Here is a 20,434-nt window from a genome sequence, read left to right on the forward strand (position 1 = left end):
CACGAAAAACGGAAGGAGACACCATGACTACGCAAGGTAAGGGGACGTATCAGGTAACGGGGTGGGACGAGAAGCCTTACTCCGAGAAGAAGGGACAGGCGAAACTCACCAAGGCCCACTTCACCAACACCTTCACCGGAGACATCGAGGGCGAGGGCACCTCTGAGTACCTCATGGTCTACCCCTCTGACACCTCCGCCACCTTCGTCGGTCTCCAGCAGGTCGTCGGCAGCGTCAAGGGCCGCAAGGGCACCTTCGTGCTGCAGGCCACGGGCACGTTCGAGGAGGGCCTTGCCAAGGCCGACTGGTCGGTCGTGCCCGACTCGGGCACCGAGGAGCTGGCCGGGCTGAAGGGCAAGGGGGGATACGTCTCCAAGAGCGACGGGTCCGCCGACTTCACGCTCAACTTCACCAACGGCTGACCCCCGATTCCAGCGAAGGGCGGGTCTGCTCAACACTGAGCAGACCCGCCCTTCCATGGTCGGCGACGATGGCTCGACAGACGTCGAAGGGGGTCGTAGACCATGGCTGAGCGTGTGGAAGTGATCGTGATAGGTGGCGGCCAGAGTGGCCTGGTGGCCGGCTACTACCTCAAGCGGGCCGGAATCCCGTTCCTCATTCTCGACGAGGAGGACAGGGTGGGTCAGGCCTGGCGCAAACGCTGGAACTCGCTGGAGCTCTTCACGATCGCCGAGTACTGCGCGCTGCCAGGCCTGCGCTTCCCCGGCAGCAAGAACCGCTTCCCGGGCAAGGACGAGATGGCCGACTACGTCGAGACCTACGCGCGGGAGTTCGACCTGCCGATCAGGCTCGGCACCAAGGTCACCTCGCTGGAGCCCGCCCACGGCGGCTACCGGCTGGAGACCACCGCCGGCACCTTCGAGGCCGAGCAGGTCATCGTCGCCACCGGCGCCTACCGGCTGCCCAAGGTCCCGCCCATCGCGGCCGGGCTGAGCGACGAGGTGTACCAGACGCACACCGGCACCTACCGCGAGCCGTCGCAGATCCCCGGCAGGACCGTGGTCGTCGTCGGCGCCGCCAACTCCGGCGCCCAGATCGCCCCGGAGCTCGCCGCCACCCACCGGGTCCTGCTGTCGCAGGGTTCGCCGCTGCCGCACTTCGGCCGCCGCTTCCTCGGCAAGGGCCTGCACTGGTGGGGCGACAAGTTCGGATTGATCGCCAAGCCGTTGCAGGGCGAGCGCGACCGCCTGCACAAGAAGACGATCCTCGTCGGCCCGAGCCTGAAGAAGCTGTCCAAGCGGCACGGCTTCGAGCTCGTCGGGCGCACGATCGGCGCCGAGGGCCGCACCATGCGGTTCGAGGACGGCCGGGAGGTCGAGACCGACGCCGTGGTGTGGGCCACCGGGTTCCGCTACGACTACTCCTGGATGCACGCTCCCGTGCTCGACCAAGGTGGCGCGCCGATCCAGGAACGCGGCGTGACCGACGCCCCCGGCCTGTACATCCTCGGCATGCAGTGCCAGTACTCCTATGGTTCGGCCCTCATCTGGTGGGTAAAAGATGATGCCGCGTATCTCGTCGAACGGATCAGGGAGCGCCGCCACCGTACGGCGGGGGTTCCCAGCCGGAAGGGGTGAGCCGAGATGAGCCGACAGGTGGCGCTGCTGCGTGGCGTGAACGTCGGAGGCCGCAACCAGGTGGGCATGCCCGCCCTCCGCGAACTGCTGGAGGGCCTGGGCTTCGAGGACGTCAAGACCCACCTGCAGAGCGGCAACGTCGTCTACAGCTCCGGCAAGGCGCCCGACCGGGCCGCCAAGGAGATCGAGCAGGCCCTGGCCAAGGAGCTGGGCGTCAAGGTGCCTGTGCTGGTCAGGACGAAGACGGAGCTCGCCGCCATCGCCAAGGCCGATCCGCTCGGCAAGGTGGCCTCCGATCCCGCCCTGTATCTGGTGACGTTCCTGTCCGGCAAGCCGGAGGCCAAGAAGATCAAGGAAGTGGATCCCGAGAAGTACGAGCCCGACGTGTTCAAGCACGTGGGGCAGGAGATCTACGTCTGGTGCCCCAACGGGGTGCGCAACACCAAGCTCACGTACTCCTTCTGGGAGAAGCTCCTCGGCGTCACGGCCACGGCCCGCAACTGGCGGACCGTGACCAAGCTGCTGGAGCTAGCGGACGGCTAGCCGTCGCCGCAGCAGTCCCTTGCGAATCTTGCCGATCGGCCCGCGCGGCAGCTCGTCCACCACGACGATCCGCGCGGGCCGTTCGTGCGACTCCAGGCGTTCGGCGGCCACGCGGTGCAGCTCCTTCTCCGGCACGGGCGAGCGCAGCACGACGGCGGCGCACACGCCCTTGGCGTCGCCGAAGGCGGCCGCCTCGACCACCTCGGGATGCCAGTGCAGGGCGTGCTGCACCTTCGTGGAGGAGATGGTCCTGTCGTCCACGGTGATGACGTCGACGGCGCGGTCGAAGAAGTGCAGGCGACCCTCCTCATCGACGTGGCCGAGGTCGCCCATGTGGGTCCAGCCGTCCCTGAAGACGCGGGCGGTGGCGCGCGGATCGCGGAAGTAGGAACGCTGGGGCGCCTCGGACCGCAGGCAGATCTCGCCCAGCCGCCCCGCCGGGAGCGGCCCGTCGTCCCCGTGGATCATCAGTTCCGTGCCGCCGCTGGGCCCGCCCAGGTGTTCCTCCATGGAGTCGACGGGCCGGTTCACGAAGGCGGGAGCGGCTTCCGTGGAGCCGTAGCCGATGACGATCCTCGTCTCGGGCAGCGCCTGCGCCAGGCGGCTCACGGTCGCCATCGGGACGGGCGCCGAGCCCAGCATGAGGGCGCGCAGCCCGCTCAGGTCGTGTCGCTCGTGCCAGCCGTACGCCACCATCCGCGTGACGATCGACGGCGGGACGATCGCCATCGGGACCCGCAGCTTCTCGATCATGCGGGCGACGGTCTCCGGGTCGAGGCCGCTCAGCACGTGCACGGTGGCCGGGGCCGTCATCGCGGTCATCATCGCGCTGTGCCCGGCGTTGGTCCCGACGGGGACGGCCGCGAGCACGCCGTCGATGCCGTTGAACAACCGGCCGCGTCCTTCGTGGCCGAAGGTGAGGTTGGCCAGGCTGACCGCCACCGGTTTGGCGCCGCCGGTGGTGCCTGAGGTGAAGAGGATCTCGGCGAGGTCGTCGGGCGGGCCGCCGGCCGTACCGGCTCCTTTCCGCAGGGTCTCGGGCGTGGCCGTCCATCCGGCGAAGCCGGTGGCGGGCGGGCGCACCTCGGGGCCGTGCAGCAGGCCCGCGGCCTCGCACCTGGCCAGCCGCGAACGTAACGTGCGGGCGGGCAGCTTCGGCGACAGGCCAACGACCGTTCCGCCGGCCATGCGGACCGCCAGTTCGGCGATCGCGTAGCCGATCCAGTCGTCGAAGAGCAACGCGATCCGGCCGGGCGGCAGGCGGCGGGCCAGGTCCTCCGACTCGCGCAGCCACTCCCCGACCGACAGCGAACGGTCCCCGTCAACGGTCAGCGCGACGTGGTCGCCGTCGCGGTCACGCACCAACTCCGGCAGCGTCGTGGTCATGCGGCCGATCCTAGGAACCGGTCGCCGCCCGGGATGCTCAGTGTTGAGCAGACTCGCGTCCCGACTTTTTGTTGGCTGGAGGGGAAGAAGCGGGAGCACTCGAGAGCCGCCTAGGGAGGCGATGTCCCATGAGTAACCCCGGTACCAGCACAGGACCACCAGCGGTGTCGCCACGCGCCCAGCTGTTCGCCACGATCGGGGCCCTCCTGGCGCTCGCGCTGGCGTCGATCGACGTGTCGGTGGTGGGCGCGGCCATGCCGCGGATCGCCGACGACCTCAACGGCCTGGGACTGTACGCCTGGGTCGGAGTCTCGTACGCGGTCGCCGCGGCCGTCGTGGTCCCTATCGCGGGCAAGCTCGGCGACATGTTCGGCCGCAAACCGGTCCTCCTCGTAGGGCTGGCGGGTTTCCTCGTCGCGTCGTGGTTGTGCGGCGCGGCCCAGACGATGCCGCAGCTCGTCGGCTTCCGCGGGCTCGCGGGCCTGTTCGGCGGCGTGCTGATGGCCAACATCTTCACGCTGCTGGCCGACATCTACACCCCCGAGCGCCGCACCCAGATGCAGGGTGTGTTCTTCGGCGTCGCCGGGCTCAGCATGGTGATCGGCCCGCCGGTCGGCGGCCTCATCACCGACAGCTGGAGCTGGCGCTGGGTCTTCTACGTCAACGTGCCGATCGGCCTGCTGGCCATCCTCGCGGTGGTCGTCGGCGTGCCGTTCGTGCGCTCGGGAGCCAGCTGGCGCGACATCGACTTCGGCGGGGTTCTCGCCCTGGTCGCCGGCGTCGTGCCCATCCTGATCGGGCTGACGCTCACCGGTGACGGGCGCCCCTGGACCTCTCCTGAGGTGCTGGCCCTGCTGATCGGCGGGGCGATCATGCTGGTGGTGTTCTTCCTGGTGGAGACACGTGTCGCGGCCAATCCGATCGTGCCGTTCCCGCTGTTCAGGATCCCCCAGTTCGCGATCATGGCCGTGGTGGCCTTCTTCTCGGCGTTCGCCATGATGGGCGTGACGTTCTTTGTGCCCCTGCAGTACCAGGGCGTGATGGGCGTGAGCGCCACGCACTCGGGCACCCTGCTCATCCCCATGACCCTCGGCCTGATGCTCATGGGCCCGATCGCGGGTAAGGCCCTGACGGCCATGTCGCGCTACCGGATCCTCGGCGTCATCGCCATGCTGGCGATCACCGGCGGGCTGCTCCTGCTGTCGACCGTCGGCCCCGAGACCGGACAGGGCGTGCCGATCACCGCGATGGTCCTGATCGGCGTGGGCATCGGCATCGCCTTCCCGATGGCGACCTCGGTCGTGCAGAGCGCCGTCCCGATGAGCCAGGTGGGTGTCGGCACCAGCCAGGTGCAGTTCTGGCGGATGATCGCCGGACCCGTCGCGCTGGCCGTTCTCGGCTCGATCCTGACGGCCCAGATCGGTGTCGCGGCGCAGGGCGACGTCCTCGGCGGCGGAGGCGTGTCCCCCGCGCAGCTGGCCGACGCCATGAGCGACCTCTTCCTCGCCAGCGCGATCGCGACGGCCATCGGCCTGGTGGCGACCTTCTTCCTCAAGGAGATCCCGCTGCGCGACATGTCGGCGATGTCGAAGAAGCCGGCCCAGAAGGCCCCGACGAACCGGACCGCTAAGGCCTGACATGGATCACGTGACCTTACCCGCCTCCTATCCCATCGCCAGGAGCCGCCCGCTCGATCCGCCGCCGGAGTACCAGCTCTTCCGCACCGGACGTCCCATCACCCGCATCACGCTGGACTTCGACGACAGCGTGGTGTGGCTGGTGACGAGGTACGAGGACGCGCGGACCATCCTCGGCGACCCGAGGTTCAGCTCCGACTTCTCCACGCCCGGCTTCCCCGCGCGGCTCACCGCGCAGCCCCCGGGACCCGGCACGTTCATCCGGATGGACCCGCCCGACCACTCGCGGCTGCGCCGCCTGCTGCTGCCGGAGTTCACCCGGCGAAGGGTGCAGGAGATGCGCCCGGCGATCCAGCGGATCGCCGACTCGCTGATCGACGACATGGCGGGCGCCTCGCCGCCCGTCGACCTGGTGGAGTCGCTGGCGTTGCCGCTGCCCTCGCAGGTGATCACCGAGCTGCTCGGCGTGCCGTACGAGGACCGTGAGTACTTCCACTTCACGACGAAGACCATCGGGGACCAGAGCGTCGACCCCGAGGAGCGCATGAAGGTGCGCAACGACCTCAAGACCTACCTCGACGAGCTCGTGGCGGGCAAGGAGGCGCGGCCGGTCGACGACATGCTGAGCCGCCTGGGTCAGCGCAGGGAGGAGGCCGGGGTCAGCCGCGAGGAGGTCGTCGGCATCGCCACGCTGCTCATGGTGGCGGGCTACGAGACGATCGCCAACCAGATCGGCGTCGGCACCCTGGTCCTGCTGGAACACCCGGAACGGGTGGAGGAGCTGCGACGCGATCCCGACAAGTTGCCGGCCGCGATCGAGGAGATCATCCGCCACCAGACCGTGATCGACTACGGCGCCCGCCGCGCCGCCACGGCCGATGTCGAGGTCGGCGGAGAGCTGATCAAGGCGGGCGAGGGCGTGGTGGTCGTGCTCGCCTCGGCCAACCGCGACGAGGAGATCTTCCACGATCCCGACCGGCTCGACTTCGACCGCGAGCAACGGGACCATCTCTCGTTCGGCTACGGCATCCACCAGTGCATGGGCCAGCTCCTGGCCCGTACCCAGCTGGAAGCGGCGTGGTCGACGCTGTTCCGGCGCATCCCCGGCCTGCGACTGGCCGTTCCCGTGGAGAAGGTGCCCTTCCGTCACGACATGTTCGTGTACGGCGTGCACGCGTTGCCCGTGACCTGGTGAAATCCCCGCCTGCTCACTATTGAGCAGGCGGTCTCCGCGGTCCTGATTAGCGTGACGAAATAGCCGATAGATGGACGGAGCGTAGCGATGACCCAACCGAATATCGTCATCCCGCCGGCCGAGCAGCAGACCTCCGTAGAAGCAGGAGACCTGCTGAACTCCTCGACCGCCGGCGTGATCGTCGAACGCACCGCGCAGGTGAGGAACGGCTTCCACGCGGAAGGACGCAAGTTCGCCCGCATGATGGCCGAGTTCGTCAACGTCAAGCAGGTCGGCGTGGCGAGCGTCTTCGTCTACGAGGAGACCTTCGGGATCAAGGACAAGCTGCACTGGCTCATCCATCTGAGCTCCCTGGAAGCCTACGAGGCCATGGTCCACATGGGCACCTCGGACCAGGAGTACCGCGGCAACGTGTCGTCCGAGCAGGTCTCGCAGGACAAGGGCGGCGGCGGCTGGGACAAGATCTTCGTCGACGGCAGCATGCAGGAGACCGTGCTCATGCCGCAGTTCTGGGGCATGTACGGCACCAAAGTCGACGGCGAGCGCGAGAAGCAGACCTCGGTCTACCAGCAGCAGGGCCCGCTCACGGGGCTTCCCGGGGCCAGGGAGCAGGTGCCGCTCCCCGTCGAGCAGCTCGTGCACTCCGGCAACTGCGGGCTGCTGCTGCACCGTACGGCCCAGCTCGAATACGACTTCAGGTCCGAGGGGCGCACGTTCGCCAGGGAGGCCGCGGAGTCCATCAACGAGAACCTGCCGGGCGAGGCGACCGTCTTCGTCTACGAGGAGGCGTTCGGCGCCGCCGACCGCATCCACTGGCTGATCCACATGAAGTCGCTCACGACCTACTACAAGGTGCTCGCCCTGCACGTGAAGGACGAGCGCATCCGCGACCTGTACTTCCAGGAGCGGATCGCCCCCGAGCGGGGCGGCGGCACGTGGGCCAGGATGTTCGTCCCCGGCAGCATGGTGGACGTCGCGCTCACCCCGCATCACTGGGGGATGTACGCCACATGACCGGCCAGTGTCTGCACGAGATCTTCGCCGAGCGCGCCCGTGGCGCGCCCGATCGGATCGCCGTGTCGGCCTCCGGTGAGCACATCACCTACGGCGAGCTCGACCGGCGCGCCGACCGGCTCGCGCGGCGCCTGGCCGCCGTGGGAGTGGGCCCCGACGTCCTGGTGGGGCTCTGCGCCGAGCGCGGCATCGACATGATCGTCGGCCTGCTCGGCATCCTCAAGGCCGGCGGGGCCTACGTTCCGGTCGATCCGGCCTACCCGGCCAAACGCATCGAGTTCCTCCTGCACGACAGCGCCGTCCCGACCGTGGTGGCCACCACCGGGGTCGCCGGCCACCTGGAGGACTGCACGTCCCGGGTCGTCTGGATCGACGACGACACCGACGACGCCGACGACGCGGGCGGGCCGCTCCCCGCGGCGACCGACGCCGACCTGGCCTACGTCATCTACACCTCGGGCTCGACCGGCACCCCGAAGGGCGTGCTCATCGAGCACCGCAACGTGGTGCGCCTCTTCGAGCAGACCCACCCCTGGTTCGGCTTCGACGAGACCGACGTCTGGACCCTCTTCCACTCGGTGAGCTTCGACTTCTCCGTCTGGGAGATCTGGGGTGCCCTGCTGTACGGCGGGCGGCTCGTGATCGTGCCCAGCATGACCGCGCGCCTGCCGGAAGAGCTGCGAGAACTGCTGATCGCCGAGGGCGTCACCGTGCTCAACCAGACGCCGTCGGCCTTCAGGCAGCTGGTCACCGCCGACGTCAGGAGAGAGGGGCCCTCGCCGTACGAGCTGCGTCACATCGTCTTCGGCGGCGAGCGCCTGGACGTGGAGGCGCTGCGGCCGTGGATCGCGCGCTACGGCGACCAGCGCCCGCACCTCGTCAACATGTACGGCATCACGGAGACCACGGTCCACGTGACCTACCGGCGCGTCACCGACGAGGACCTCAAGCACCCCGAACTGAGCCCGATCGGCACGCCGATCCCGGACCTGCGGCTGCACCTGTTCGACGCCGGGGGCTACCCGGCCTCGGAGGGCGAGCTGTACGTCTCGGGTCCCGGACTCGCCCGCGGGTACCTCAACAGGACCGAGCTCACCGCCCGGCGCTTCGTCACCGGGCCGGACGGCGAACGCCTGTACCGCTCGGGTGACCTGGCCGCGCGGCTGCCCGAGGGTGAACTGGTCTACCGGGGGCGCGCGGACGAGCAGCTCAAGGTGCGGGGGTTCCGCATCGAGCCCCGGGAGATCGAACTGTGCCTCCAGGGCCATCCGCAGGTGGCCGCCGCGGTGGTCGCACCACGCGACTACGGCGAGGGTGACGTGCGCCTGCTGGCGTTCGTCGTGCCCGACACGGGCGCCTCGCCCGGCGGCGACCTGGCAAGTCAGCTTGCCGCGCGCGCGGCGGATGAGCTGCCCGCGCACGCGCGGCCGTCCGAATTCCATATCGTGCCGGAGATCCCCATGACACCGCAGGGAAAGGCAGACCGTACGGCCCTCGTCGACAACGTGACGAGCAGCGCCGATGACAGCGCGACCCTGGAGGTCGTGCGGCGTATAGCCGAGGAGGTGCTCCAGCGCGAGGAGATCCCGCCCAAGGTCGATCTGTTCGACCTCGGCGCCACCTCGCTCGCGTTCACCCGCATCATCGCCCAGGTCAACGAGCGATTCGGGGTGTCACTCACCGGCCGCGAGCTGGAGGAGGACGCCTCGGTGGCCTGCCTGGCCTCCTGTGTCGACCACCAACTGACCGCGTAGGGAACGATCATGCAACAGAGCCGTGTACAAGGTGCCCACGCCATGAACAGGGAGGAGCTCAAGGACTTCCACCAGCGTGGCTACTTCGGGCCGTTCAAGGTGTACGAGATCGACGAGATGCGCGCGATGTGGCGGCGCGAACGGCTGCGCCTGATGGACCGCAGCAACGCCGCCTACGGCGACGAGGGCGCGGCGGCGGGCAACACCAACATCGCCAACTACGACCGGCACCTCGATTCCGAGTTCCTGGCCGACCACATCAGCCGGCCGGAGATCGTCGACAGGGTCACGAGCGTGCTCGGGCCCGACGTGCTGTGCTGGCGCACCGAGTTCTTCCCCAAGTACCCGGGCGACGAGGGCACCGACTGGCACCAGGCCGACACCTTCGCCAACGCCTCGGGCAAGCCGCAGATCGTCTGGCCCGACGCGGAGGAGTTCGGCGGCACCGTCACCGTCTGGACCGCGTTCACCGAGGCCAACGAGGACACCGGGTGCCTGCAGTTCATCCCCGGCACCCACCAGACGATGTTCTACGACGAGACCAAGCGGATGCACTACGACCCCAACCAGATCAACAGCGCGGAGAAGGACGGCGTGCGCCGCGGCTTCTTCGGCTACGACTACCGCGAGCTGCAGATCGACCCGGACTGGAAGCCGGACGAGTCGAAGGCCGTGTCGATGGTCATGCGTCCTGGAGAGGCCATCCTGTTCTGGTCGACGCTGATGCACGCCTCGCTGCCGCACAACGGCAAGACGGACGAGATGCGGCTCGGCTTCGCCAGCCGCTACGTGCCCACGCGGGTGAACGTCTACCCGGGCACCGACGAGATCGAGGAGTACGGCGGGCGGGTCAGCCTCGACAAGTACGGCGCCGTGCTGGTCGCGGGCAGGAACGACAACCCGCACAACCGCATCGCGGTCTCCACGACCACGGGTCACCCCTTCACGACACGGTGATGCTCGTGACAGCGGAACTGACACGTCTGGCCCATGCCGTGCTGTCCGTGCGGCCGCTGGTGGACGTCCTGGAGCACCCGGTGCGCCTGGCCGGCCCGGTTGAGATCGCCTCCCTGGTGAACAGAATGGCGGCTGGGCTGGGCGCACCGGAGTTCCACCTCACCGACGACCACGAGGGCCTGGGAACGTTCGAGCGGGTGGTGAGCGACCATCTCGGTCTGCGGCACCGCGGTCTCGATCCGCGCTTCGCGCCGACCGAGATCGACAGGGCGGCCGACGAGGCCGCCGCCGGCGGCTTCGAGGCGCTGTGCGCCCGCCACGAGATCCCCCTGCCCGGCGGCGGCCCGCCGCTGCCCGTCTACAGCGCGGGGGAGCAGGGCGCTCCCGCCGTGGTCATCGTCGCCGCCTGCGGCATGCCGGCCAAACTGTGCGAGGAGTGGGTGCGTTTCCTGGCCGCCGACCACCACGTGGTGACCTGGGAGACCCGTGGTCTCTTCGGGTCCGGCATGGACGGCGCGGACGGCACGGACGGCGCGGACCCGGCCACGGACGTCGACGCGCAGGCCGGTGACCTGTTCGCCGTCATGGATCACTTCGACGTGCGCACGGCCCACCTGATGTGCCTGTGCGGCGGCGCGGTGATCGGGCTCGCGGCCGCCCACCGGGACCCGGCGAGGGTGTCGTCGCTGAGCCTGTGGCACGGGGACTTCGCGGCCGTCGCGGCCGCGGAGAAGACCCACCATCAGCAGAACCTGGTGGCGCTGATGGACATGGGCGCCGCCGACCGTGACCGTGCCGCGGCGATCCATCCCGTGTTGTGCCAGACCATGCTCTCGACGGTGCCGCCGGACCTGGCGCACCTGGTGGTCTACCCGTATGCCACGGCGGACCTCCTGTTCCGCTACTGCCGGCTGAACGGGGAGATCATGAAGACGGATGTGACGCCCTGGCTGGCGGGCCTGGACCGGCCGGTCCTGGTGGTCACGAGCGAGGACGACGAGACCGCCCATCCCGACGGGTCGCGGGTCGTGGCGGAGGCGCTTCCTGACGCGAAGCTCCACGTCAGGCCGCACGGCGATCATATTTCGCTGTTCCAGGGCGACAAAGATCTGATGAAGACGGCCAGGGATTTCATCCAGAACTGCTAAAGAATAGCTCACGTGCAGATTTCGCATTTGTCACGTTTGGCGTTAGGTTGAAGGGTAGGGGGACGGGAAAAGACGCCGGGGACGGATGTAGAGGCAAGGGATGACTTCTGCACAAGTTACACAGTTCAGGGACGACCTGCGAACCTTCATCGCACGAGATTCGGTAGAGGCCTCCTCGGTTCGGGTGCCGAAAAGAACCAACATCTACAACTGCGGTCAGCGCGACGGGAACATCTACCTGGTCGAGAGCGGCCAGATCAAGACCCAGATGTACGCCCGATGCGGCAAGGAATGCCTGCTGTCGATCTTCACGGCGGGTGACATCTTCGGAGAGCAGTCGCTGCTCGGCCCGGAGCGCTTCGAGACCGCCACCGCCATGCGGACCTCCTGGGTCAGGAAGATCCCGGCCGTCCGGTTTCGGGCCGCTCTCGCCGAGAGCGGCCTGCTGGACGCCTTCATCGCCCACCTCGCCCAGCGGCTGGCGGAGCAGCAGCACGTCATAGCGACCATGGTGACCATGGACAGCGAGCAGCGGCTGGCTTTCGTGCTCCTAAATTTATCCCGCAAAATAGGGAAACGCTGCGCGCATAATCTCCGCGCCATTGAGGACCGAATCACCCAGGAAGAACTCTCCGGAATGGTCGGCACCACGCGATCGCGGGTCGGCTTCTTCCTCAAAAGGTTCAAGGACGCCGGCTTCGTGCTGCCGACGTCCGAACCCTTCCTGCTGGTGGACGAAAAGCGGCTGGCCGAATACGTGGACGTATGGCCGTTCTTCTAGAATCGCATCTAGAATTCAAGCAGTTCGAAGGGAATGGCCGGGCGGCCGCCGAACCTCTGACCCGTGGCCTGGGCGAAGCCCTCCAGCGGGCCGCGTGCGGCGCCCGGCGGAATTCCCAGCCCCGCCAGATAGGCCTGGTGAGCCTCGACGGAGGCGACGGCGGCGTCGAGGAAGCCCGTAACGTCGACCGCGTGCGTCGGCTGGATCGAACCCGCCACCGCGACGTACTTCACCCCGTTCCAGGGCTTGGCGTCGAGGTCGGGGAAGATCCACCGGTTGCCCGCGTCGAGCACGGCGTCCAGGGCCGCGCGCCCGGTGTTCCTGTGGTCGGGAGAGTTCCACTTCCCCGTGTAGGTGAAGTCGTGGTGGTTGAACGTCACGACCAGCTCGGGCCGGTGACGGCGGATCGCGGCGGCGATGTCCCGGCGTAAGCCCGGCGTGCACTCCACGGCGCCGTCGGCGTAGTCGAGGAACTCGACCGCATCGACGCCGACGACCGCCGCGCTCGCGTGCTGCTCCTCCTCGCGGACCTTGACCGCCTCGGCCGGCGTCATACCGTCGATGCCGGCCTCCCCTCGCGTGACGAGCAGGTAGCTCACCTGCTTCCCCGATCCCGTCCAGGCCGCCACCGCACCGGCGCAGCCGAACTCCATGTCGTCGGGGTGGGCCGCCACGGCCAGGGCCCGGGTCCAGTCGTTGGGCATGGGTTGCAGATTCTCGGTCATGGTTTTCCCCTGACCACACCTCCTGGCGATAAACGCGGCTCAACCCAGCTCGTCCCAGGCCTGGAGCAGGTGATCGACGGCGGGTCCCGGAGCCGTGAACGACCAGCGGCCGGGCGGCAGGCTCAGGGCGCAGCCCCCGTCGGCGAGCCTGGTCGTCGGCAGCTGTTCGTTGAGCCCCATGAGGAAGGTGCCGTTGACGGTCATCCCGTCCCAGGCGCCGCGCACGGGCAGCACCGCGCGAGCACTCACGCCCTCCGGGACGTCGAAGGTGAACTGCACCCCGTCTGGCCCGGCCCGCCAGCCCGACTCGACGGTGCCCGCCGCGCTCTCGTAGCGGGCGTGCGCCTGGCGCAGCAGCGGGACGGGGCCGGGACGCAGCAGCAACTCGCCGAAGCCGCCGCCCGTCCCGCGCGGGTCGTCGCCCAGTCCGGCCACGTGACGGAACAGCCAGTCGCCCACGCAGCCGTAGGCGTAGTGGTTGAAGGAGTTCATGGCGGGCGTCTGCAGGCCGTTGCGGTGGTGCCAGGCGTCCCAGCGTTCCCACATGGTCGTCGCCCCGGCGCGCAGCTGGTAGCGCCACGAGGGGTAGCCCTCCTGGTTGAAGATCCGGCACGCCACGTCGTGGTGACCGGTCTCCGACAACACCGGCAGCAGCAAAGGAGTGCCGACGAAGCCCGTCATGAGCCGGTGACCGCCGTCGCGGACCAGGTCGGCCAGGGCCTGGGCCGACGCGGCCCGGTCCTCGGGCGGGATCAGATCCCACGCCAGGGCGACGGCGTAGCCGGTCTGCGTCTCGGTGCGCAGCCTCGGCCCGTTGAGGAAGGCCTGCTGGAAGGCGCCCGACACGCGGGTGAAGGCCTCGCCGTACTCCTGGGCGTGCGGCTCGCCCAGGACGTCGGCCGCGTGCGCGATCAGCCGGAGGCTGCGGGCCAGGGCGGCGGTGGCGATGAGGCTCCTGGGCGTCTCGACGATGCCGGGCGCCAGCCAGTCGCCCAGGGCCCTGCCCGGCCTGACGCCGTCGTCCGCCTGGGCCAGGCAGTAGGCGGCCCAGCGCCGCATCGGGTCGTACGCGCGGCGCAGCGTGCGGTCGTCGCCGTAGCGCCGCCACAGCAGCCACGGCACCTCGACCAGCGCGTCGGACCACACGGGGGAGTCGTAGCCGTACTCGGGCAGCACCGGCGCGACGTGCGGGACCGCGCCGTCGGACCGCTGCCCGTCGATCAGCGTCGTCACCCATCCCGACAGGAACGCCTGCGTGTGCCGCAGGAAGCTGAGCGTCGAGCCGAACACCGAGATGTCGGCGGTCCAGCCGGCCCGCTCGTCGCGCTGCGGGCAGTCGGTCGGCACGCTGACGAGGTTGCCGTCCGCCGACGCGCCGATGTTGGCGACCAGCTGCCGTACGGCGGGGTCGCTCACGGTCAGCGTGCCGGTGACGGGGAGCGCGGACGACAGCAGCACCGCTTCGAGATCGTCCGGGGTCAGCGCGCCCGGCCAGCCGGTGATCTCCGCGTAGCGGAAGCCGTGCAGGGTGAAGGCGGGCTCCACGACGTGCGAGCCGGGGCCGAGGACGAACTCGTCGCGCTGTCCGGCGGTGCGCAGGTTGTCGGTGTAGAGCCGTCCCGTGGCGGTCAGCTCCTCGCCGTGCCGTACCTCGATCGTCGCGGGGCCCTCGGCGCGCAGCCGGACCCGGCCGACGACGTTGCGTCCGAAGTCGGCGACCTGGATGCCCGGTGCGGGCTCGGTCACGGTGACGGCCCGCACCGTGCCGATGACCCGCACCGGGGGCGTGAGGTCGGCCTCCACGGCGATCTCCGGTGACGTGATCCGGGAAGCGGGCCAGGACAGCCCGGAAGGCGCCCGGACGGTCTCGCCCATGATCAGGTCGGCGCGCGGGCGGCCGAGGTCGTGCAGCGTCCAGGCGGAGTCCGTGGCGGCCACGCGGCGCACCCCGTCGTCGTCGCGCACGAGCACCTGGGCGCTGGCGGCGGGCCGATCGCCGTAGCGGAACGGCCCGCCTCCGGCGACGTGCCCGGCGTACCAGCCGGGTGCGAGCCACAACTCCAGCTCGTTCTCACCGGGAACGAGCAGGTCGGTGAGCTCCAGCAGCCGGTAGCGCGTGCGGTGCGCGTAGTCGGTCCAGCCGGGCGCCAATTCCTCGTCGCCGAGCCGTACGCCGTTGAGCAGCGCCCGGTAGACGCCCAGCGCGGTGACGGCCAGCCACGCGCGGCCGGGCCGCGCGGTGAACGGCCCGCGCAGGCTCACCGCCGCTTCGGGGTCTCCCGCGATCCACGGCGCGTCCCACCGGCCGCGCAGTCCCGTGGTGAACGTGCCGGTCGCGTACCCCTCGACCCGCCAGGTGTACGGCACGAGCGGATCGAGCCGATCGCCGGGCACGTCCACGACGGAGGTTCCGGGCGGCACGATCGTCCGCCACACCTCACGCCCGCCCGCGTGGACCGTGACGGCGGCCGCCTCGGGCAGCCGGGCCGCCCAGGAGAGCCGGGGCTCCTCCACACCCACCGGATCCACCAGACCGCACGTCAGACCCGGGAGCAGGCCGCGCGAGGCCGTACCGATGTAGGGCGTCTGCGCACCGCTGACCTGCCGCTTCACGCATCGAGCCCGGTGGTGAAGGCGTTGTGCAGGCCGTCGATGTCGACGCCGGACACGCTGGGAGCCATGACGTTGATCAGCAGCACGAAGCACGCGTCCTGCTCCGGGTACATCCACCACTGGCATCCCGAGGCGCCTCCGTGCCCGTAGAGCCGCCGCTCCAGCAGTCCGGGAGCCGAGTGGCGCAGGTTCCAGGTCAGCCCCCAGTCCTGCCCGGCGTTGACCGGGTCCGGCTGAAGCTTGACCAGGCCGGTCGTCTGCGGGGTGGTCATGGCGGCCAGCGTGGTCGGGTGGATCAGCGCGCGGTCGCCGCGCAGCAGCGCGGAACCGAGCGCCAGGAGGTCCTCCGCGCGGGAGAACAGCGCGCCGGCCGGGTGGCGGAGCCGGACGAACTTCTCGAAGTCGAAGCCGGGTGCGAGAAGGTCGAGGTGGTGGACCTCGGCCGCTTCGCACGCCGGGTCGAAGGTGATCTGCCCGCCGCCGGGCACCAGCGTGTTCAGGTCGGCGTCGACCAGGTCGGCCAGGTCGTGGCCGGTGACGTCGCGGACCATCGCGGCGATCCCGGCGAAGGCCAGGTTGGAGTAGTGGCTGAGCGTGCCCGCCTCGAACAGCGACGGCGCGGTGACGAGGTGCTCCGCCAGGTCGTCGGGGGTGAGGGTCTGCTCGGCGATGCCCGCGGTGTGGGTGAGCAGGTGCCAGAGCGTCACGTCGGGGCGCGGGAAGCGCGGCAGCACCTCGCGTAGCGGGCGGCGCAGCGACAGCAGGCCGCGCTCGACCTGCCGCAGGGCCAGCAGCCCGGTCAGCGGCTTGGTCACCGAGAACAGAGCGAAGTGGTCGCCGGTCCTGGTCGCGCGGCCGTCGTGCTCGCCGAAGGCCTCCAGTACCTGGATCCCGCCGGAGGTGGCGGCGCCGAACACCGCGCACGGCAGCCGCCCCTCCTTGATCTCGCGCCTGACCCAGTCGAGCGCGATGTCGTGAGTGGTCATCCCTTGAGAGCACCTTCCGTAAGGCCGGCCAGGACGCGCTTCTGCGCGACGACGTACACCGCCACGAGGGGCAGCGTGGTGAGCAGGACGTGGGCGAAGACGAGGTTCCAGTTCAGGCTCTGCAGCGTGCCGGAGGCGAACTGGAACAGCGCCAGCGGCAGCGTGGCGTTGGAGCTGCCCTGGAGCAGGAAGAGGGCGAAGAAGAAGTCGTTCCAGACGTTGATGACGAGGATCACGCCGCCGACGAACAGCACCGGGCGCAGCAGGGGCAGCAGGATCCGGACGAAGATCTGCCGGCGGGAGGCGCCGTCGATGGCGGCGGCGTCCTCCAGGTCGCGCGGGAACGCCCTGACGAACCCGGTCGCGAGGAAGATCACGATGCCCAGGCGGCAGCCGGTCATCGTCAGCACGTAGCCGAGCGTGCCGCCGTCCAGCGACAACGCGCGCAGCAGGTAGACGGTCGGGATGATCGACGGCGGCAGCAGGATCGACAGTCCCGTCACGAAGTAGGCCGCCTGCAGCCAGCGCGACCGGCTGCGCCCGAAGGCCCACGCCGCCGCCGCGCCGAGGAACACCACCGCCAGCACGATCGGCACGGTCACCTTGAGGCTGTTGAACAGCCCGGCCACGTAGCCGCCCCGGTCGAGCACCGTGGCGTAGTTCTCGGCGATCGCCCAGGTGCGGGGCAGGCCCAGGCCGAGCTCGGCGGCCTCGCCCGCGGGCTTGAAGGAGTTGACGACCACGAGCCAGACGGGGACCAGCACCCACGGGATCGCGAAGAGCGTCAGCGCCGCGTATTTCACGAACGTTCTCACCCTGCCACCTCCCTGCGCCGCAGCCACCAGACGAGCGGCACCGCGGTGGCGATCACCAGCAGCGTCACGGTGAAGCCCAGCGCGCTGGCGGAGCCGAAGAAGCCCTGGCCCCACTGCTGGCGCATCACCACGTTGAGCGCGCGGGTGTGGTCGCCCGGCCCTCCGCCGGTCGTGGCGGCGATCACGTCGTAGGCGCTGAGCGCGCCCACCAGCGTGACCGCCACGTTGAAGGTCAGCGCCGGGGCGAGCATCGGGAAGACCACCCGGCGGAACCTGGTCCACGGCCCCGCCCCGTCGACGGTCGCCGACTCCAGCAACGACCTGGGGATCGAGTTGAGCCCCGCGATGTAGACGAGGGTGATCAGCCCGCTCCACTTCCACGCGTCGATGAACGCGACCACGAGCAGAGCGGTGGACGGCTCGCCCAGCCACGCCCACTCGATGCCGAGGAAGGAGTTGACCGCCCCGTCGGGGGCCAGCAGCCCGCGCCAGATGTAGCCGGCGGCCAGGGGGGAGATGAGCGTGGGCAGGAAGAACGCCGAGCGGAAGATCGTGTTGATCCGGCTGGTGCGCTGCAGGGCCAGGGCCAGCGAGAGGCTGACGGTGTTCTGGATCGCCATGCACAGGACCGCGTACAGCACGGTCACGGTGACCGCGTTGGCCAGCAGGTCCTGGTCGATCAGGGTGCCGAAGTTCTCCAGGCCGTTCCAGGTGATCTCGGCACGGAAACTCGTCCAGGAGGAGAACGCGAACCGCACGTTGAGCAGGAACGGGGCGACGAAGAAGACCGTGACCAGCACCATCGCGGGCAGCGCCCACCTGTGGGCCCACGGCGGCGCCGCCCGGTTGTTCCTCATCACCATCCTGGCAGCCCCGCCGCCTTGGCAGCCTGCTCGACCTGGCTCTGGAGCTGGGTCGCCGCGGCCTGCGGGTCCTTCTGCCCGGCGATCAGCTCGGACATGAGCTGGGCCAGCCCGCCCATGCCGGGGATGTCGGAGTTGAAGGCGATGACCGCGCCGCCGTCGTAGGCCTTCTTGACGTCCTGCAGCACGGACGAGACCCCCTCGGGGTCCGGCACGTCCTTGAGCACCGGGAAAGTCTTGGAGGCGGCGATGTACTCGGCGTAGGCCGGTCCCGTCATGAAGCGAACGAAGTCGAGCGCCGCCTTCTCCCGCGCGGCGTCACCGGTCTTGGGCAGGTAGAACGTGCCGATCGGGCCGGGCGCGTAGGTCACGAGCGGCTTGCCGCTCGACAGGCCGACGAAGCCGACGTTCTCGTCGACGATCTTCTGATCGCCGCCCGCGGCCGCCAGGAGGGCGGGGAGCATGTCGGAGTGCTGGGCGACCATCGCCGCCTTGCCGGTGACGAGGGCCTTCATGGAGTCCTCGAACTTGGCGGTGACGATGTCCTTGTTGAAGCAGCCGTCGGCCTTCAGCTTGGCGTAGGCGGAAAGGCCCGCGACGAAGGGGGATCCGGAGTCGGCCAGGGTGCTGCTGTGGCCGGCGATGGCCTTGCCGTAGGCGTTGGCCTGGTTGGCGTCGGCCAGGTAGAGGATGGGCAGGATCTGCGTGGGCCAGATCGAGCCGCCGGCCTCGAAGACGGGCGTCACTCCCGACGACTTGAGTGTCGCGCACGCCGTCGAGAGGTCGGCGAAGCTCTTGGGCGGTTCGGGCAGCAGCTTCTTGTTGTAGTAGAGGCCGAAGACCTGGGGAAAGCCGGTGATGGCGGCGTAGACCTTGCCGTTGACCGACCCGGCGGCCTGGTAGAGGTCGCCGGACCTGGCGATGTACGCCTCGCCGGTCAGATCGCGCAGGTTCTCGGCCGGGTTGAGGGCGAGAAGGCCGCTGACCGTCGCGTGGTACTCCAGGATGTCCGGGCGCTCGCCGGTGGCCCACTTGGTCTGGGTGGTGTCCTCGAAGCCGTCGGAGGGGATCGACACGAGCTCGATCCGGTGGCCGGACTGCTTCTCGAACTTCTTGTACATCTCCAGCAGCGGGGCCGGGTCCGCGCTGTTGTGCCAGAGGGTCAGTTTCACCTCTTCCGGAGCGGACGCCGCACAGCCGGCGAGGGACAGGGCGATGGCGACACCAAGCAGAGCTCTCACACTCGTGCTCCTGTTCGTGGAAATTTGTGTAGAACGTTCTCCACTATCTAGCCAGATGTCAAGAGGTCGACTAACCTCACCAATCAGAAAACGTTCTACGAGAAGGACGGCCTGTGACGAGCGGACGGGTGACCATCGCCGATGTGGCCAGGCGGGCCGGTGTGTCCACGGCCGCCGTGTCCAAGGTGGTGCGCGGCGCCTACGGCGTGAGCGCGGAGATGCAGGCCAAGGTGTCGCAGGCCATCGACGAGCTGGGCTACCGCCCGCATGCCGCGGCCCGCGCCATGCGTGGACGCACCTACACCCTCGGCGTCATGCTCTCCGACACCCGCAACCCGTTCTTCCCCGACATCATCGAGGGCGTCACCGGGCACCTGCGCGACACCGAGTACCAAGTGTTGCTCGGGCCCGGCGGCATCGAGCCCAAGACGCAGGCCAGGATGACCGACGCCATGATCGACCGGAGCATGGACGGCCTCATCCTGATCTCGCCGGTCACGACGGACGCCGAACTCGCGGCCATCGCGGCGGGCACCCCGGTCGTCGTGATCGGCCGTCACGGCGGCGCCCCGGCCTACGACTCGGTCGTCGACGACGACGTGATGGGCGCGCGGCTCGTGGTCGACCACCTGGTCGGGCTCGGGCACACCCGGATCGCGCACATCACCCACCTGGAGCGCGCCCGTGCCCAGGGCCTGCCCCACACCGTGCGCGCCGAAGGCTACCGCCAGGCGATGCGCGCCCACGGGCTGGCCGACGACATGGTGGCCACCTCCTTCACCGAGGAGGGCGGCTACGAAGGCGCGCGGGAACTGCTCGCGCGCGAGAACCGGCCCACCGCGATCTTCGCCGGCGCCGACATCGCCGCGCTCGGCGTGCTGCGCGCCGCCGACGAGGCGGGCCTGTCGGTGCCGGAGGACCTGTCCGTCGCCGGGTACGACAACATCGGCATCGCCTCGCTCAAGCGCATCTCGCTCACCAGCGTCGACCAGGACGGCCAGGTCATCGGGGCGACCGCCGCGCGCCTGCTCGTCGAGCGCATCGAAGGACGCACCCGTTCCGTGACGTCGTCGGTGTCGCCGACGCTGATCGTCCGCGGGAGCACGGGACCACTCTGAGACCGCATGTCGGGGGACTGTTGCGGGCCATTCATTAAAACGATTCGATCGAAGGACCCC

General features: G+C 69.5%; 18 protein-coding genes. 11 read left to right on the forward strand and 7 right to left on the reverse strand.

Annotation, left to right across the window (positions count from 1 at the left end):
- The first annotated feature begins 23 nt into the window (after window positions 1-23).
- The 3 genes from HNR30_RS33765 (at window position 24) to HNR30_RS33775 (ending at window position 2,141) form a co-directional block, all read left to right on the forward strand.
- Window positions 24-422 (forward strand): DUF3224 domain-containing protein, encoded by a 399-nt coding sequence (locus HNR30_RS33765; protein ID WP_181614168.1) that lies wholly within the window; start codon window positions 24-26, stop codon window positions 420-422.
- A gap of 102 nt (window positions 423-524) precedes the next feature.
- Entirely contained in the window at window positions 525-1,598 is a 1,074-nt protein-coding gene (locus HNR30_RS33770; RefSeq protein ID WP_181614169.1) for a flavin-containing monooxygenase, read from the forward strand.
- Window positions 1,599-1,604: 6 nt separating this feature from the next.
- Window positions 1,605-2,141, forward strand: coding sequence for a DUF1697 domain-containing protein (locus HNR30_RS33775; protein WP_181614170.1), 537 nt, complete (start codon window positions 1,605-1,607; stop codon window positions 2,139-2,141).
- On the opposite strand, the gene HNR30_RS33780 is transcribed toward HNR30_RS33775, so the two are convergent.
- Complete coding sequence (locus HNR30_RS33780) at window positions 2,127-3,527, reverse strand: class I adenylate-forming enzyme family protein (RefSeq protein WP_181614171.1); 1,401 nt, start codon at window positions 3,525-3,527, stop codon at window positions 2,127-2,129. The two genes, HNR30_RS33775 and HNR30_RS33780, sit on opposite strands and share 15 nt — an antisense overlap.
- A gap of 128 nt (window positions 3,528-3,655) precedes the next feature.
- On the opposite strand from HNR30_RS33780, the gene HNR30_RS33785 reads away from it, so the two are divergent.
- The 7 genes from HNR30_RS33785 (at window position 3,656) to HNR30_RS33815 (ending at window position 12,013) form a co-directional block, all read left to right on the forward strand.
- Window positions 3,656-5,164 (forward strand): MFS transporter, encoded by a 1,509-nt coding sequence (locus HNR30_RS33785; protein WP_181614172.1) that lies wholly within the window; start codon window positions 3,656-3,658, stop codon window positions 5,162-5,164.
- A 10-nt stretch (window positions 5,165-5,174) separates the two neighbouring features.
- Complete coding sequence (locus HNR30_RS50395) at window positions 5,175-6,359, forward strand: cytochrome P450 (protein WP_220134296.1); 1,185 nt, start codon at window positions 5,175-5,177, stop codon at window positions 6,357-6,359.
- Between the two features lie 87 nt (window positions 6,360-6,446).
- On the forward strand, window positions 6,447-7,373 hold the full coding sequence (locus tag HNR30_RS33795) for a DUF6039 family protein (RefSeq protein WP_181614174.1): 927 nt from the start codon (window positions 6,447-6,449) through the stop codon (window positions 7,371-7,373).
- Window positions 7,370-9,127, forward strand: coding sequence for an amino acid adenylation domain-containing protein (locus tag HNR30_RS33800; RefSeq protein WP_181614175.1), 1,758 nt, complete (start codon window positions 7,370-7,372; stop codon window positions 9,125-9,127). Before HNR30_RS33795 ends, HNR30_RS33800 begins: the two co-directional genes overlap by 4 nt.
- A 42-nt stretch (window positions 9,128-9,169) precedes the next feature.
- A complete protein-coding gene (locus HNR30_RS33805; RefSeq protein WP_220134297.1) occupies window positions 9,170-10,084 on the forward strand; it encodes a chlorinating enzyme in 915 nt (304 codons plus the stop codon).
- Between the two features lie 5 nt (window positions 10,085-10,089).
- Window positions 10,090-11,232 (forward strand): alpha/beta fold hydrolase, encoded by a 1,143-nt coding sequence (locus HNR30_RS33810; protein WP_181614177.1) that lies wholly within the window; start codon window positions 10,090-10,092, stop codon window positions 11,230-11,232.
- Window positions 11,233-11,332: 100 nt separating this feature from the next.
- Window positions 11,333-12,013, forward strand: coding sequence for a Crp/Fnr family transcriptional regulator (locus HNR30_RS33815; protein WP_181614178.1), 681 nt, complete (start codon window positions 11,333-11,335; stop codon window positions 12,011-12,013).
- A gap of 8 nt (window positions 12,014-12,021) precedes the next feature.
- Here HNR30_RS33815 and HNR30_RS33820 read toward each other — a convergent pair whose 3' ends face one another.
- Genes HNR30_RS33820 through HNR30_RS33845 form a run of 6 tightly spaced genes read right to left on the reverse strand, consistent with a single transcriptional unit; the run spans window position 12,022 to window position 19,256 of the window.
- Window positions 12,022-12,738, reverse strand: coding sequence for a PIG-L deacetylase family protein (locus HNR30_RS33820; RefSeq protein ID WP_181614179.1), 717 nt, complete (start codon window positions 12,736-12,738; stop codon window positions 12,022-12,024).
- Window positions 12,739-12,777: 39 nt separating this feature from the next.
- On the reverse strand, window positions 12,778-15,351 hold the full coding sequence (locus tag HNR30_RS33825; RefSeq protein ID WP_181614180.1) for a family 78 glycoside hydrolase catalytic domain: 2,574 nt from the start codon (window positions 15,349-15,351) through the stop codon (window positions 12,778-12,780).
- The gene (locus tag HNR30_RS33830; protein ID WP_181614181.1) at window positions 15,348-16,337 is read right to left on the reverse strand and encodes a serine hydrolase domain-containing protein; all 990 of its coding nucleotides are present in this window, start codon (window positions 16,335-16,337) and stop codon (window positions 15,348-15,350) included. Before HNR30_RS33830 ends, HNR30_RS33825 begins: the two co-directional genes overlap by 4 nt.
- A complete protein-coding gene (locus tag HNR30_RS33835; RefSeq protein WP_181614182.1) occupies window positions 16,334-17,152 on the reverse strand; it encodes a carbohydrate ABC transporter permease in 819 nt (272 codons plus the stop codon). Before HNR30_RS33835 ends, HNR30_RS33830 begins: the two co-directional genes overlap by 4 nt.
- On the reverse strand, window positions 17,149-18,009 hold the full coding sequence (locus tag HNR30_RS33840) for a carbohydrate ABC transporter permease (protein ID WP_181614183.1): 861 nt from the start codon (window positions 18,007-18,009) through the stop codon (window positions 17,149-17,151). The genes HNR30_RS33835 and HNR30_RS33840 overlap by 4 nt, the downstream gene beginning before the upstream one ends.
- Window positions 18,009-19,256, reverse strand: coding sequence for an ABC transporter substrate-binding protein (locus HNR30_RS33845; protein WP_312894821.1), 1,248 nt, complete (start codon window positions 19,254-19,256; stop codon window positions 18,009-18,011). Before HNR30_RS33845 ends, HNR30_RS33840 begins: the two co-directional genes overlap by 1 nt.
- A 113-nt stretch (window positions 19,257-19,369) precedes the next feature.
- On the opposite strand from HNR30_RS33845, the gene HNR30_RS33850 reads away from it, so the two are divergent.
- Complete coding sequence (locus HNR30_RS33850) at window positions 19,370-20,374, forward strand: LacI family DNA-binding transcriptional regulator (RefSeq protein ID WP_181614184.1); 1,005 nt, start codon at window positions 19,370-19,372, stop codon at window positions 20,372-20,374.
- Window positions 20,375-20,434: the final 60 nt, after the last annotated feature.

The organism is Nonomuraea soli (assembly GCF_013761175.1).
Lineage (GTDB): Bacteria > Actinomycetota > Actinomycetes > Streptosporangiales > Streptosporangiaceae > Nonomuraea > Nonomuraea soli.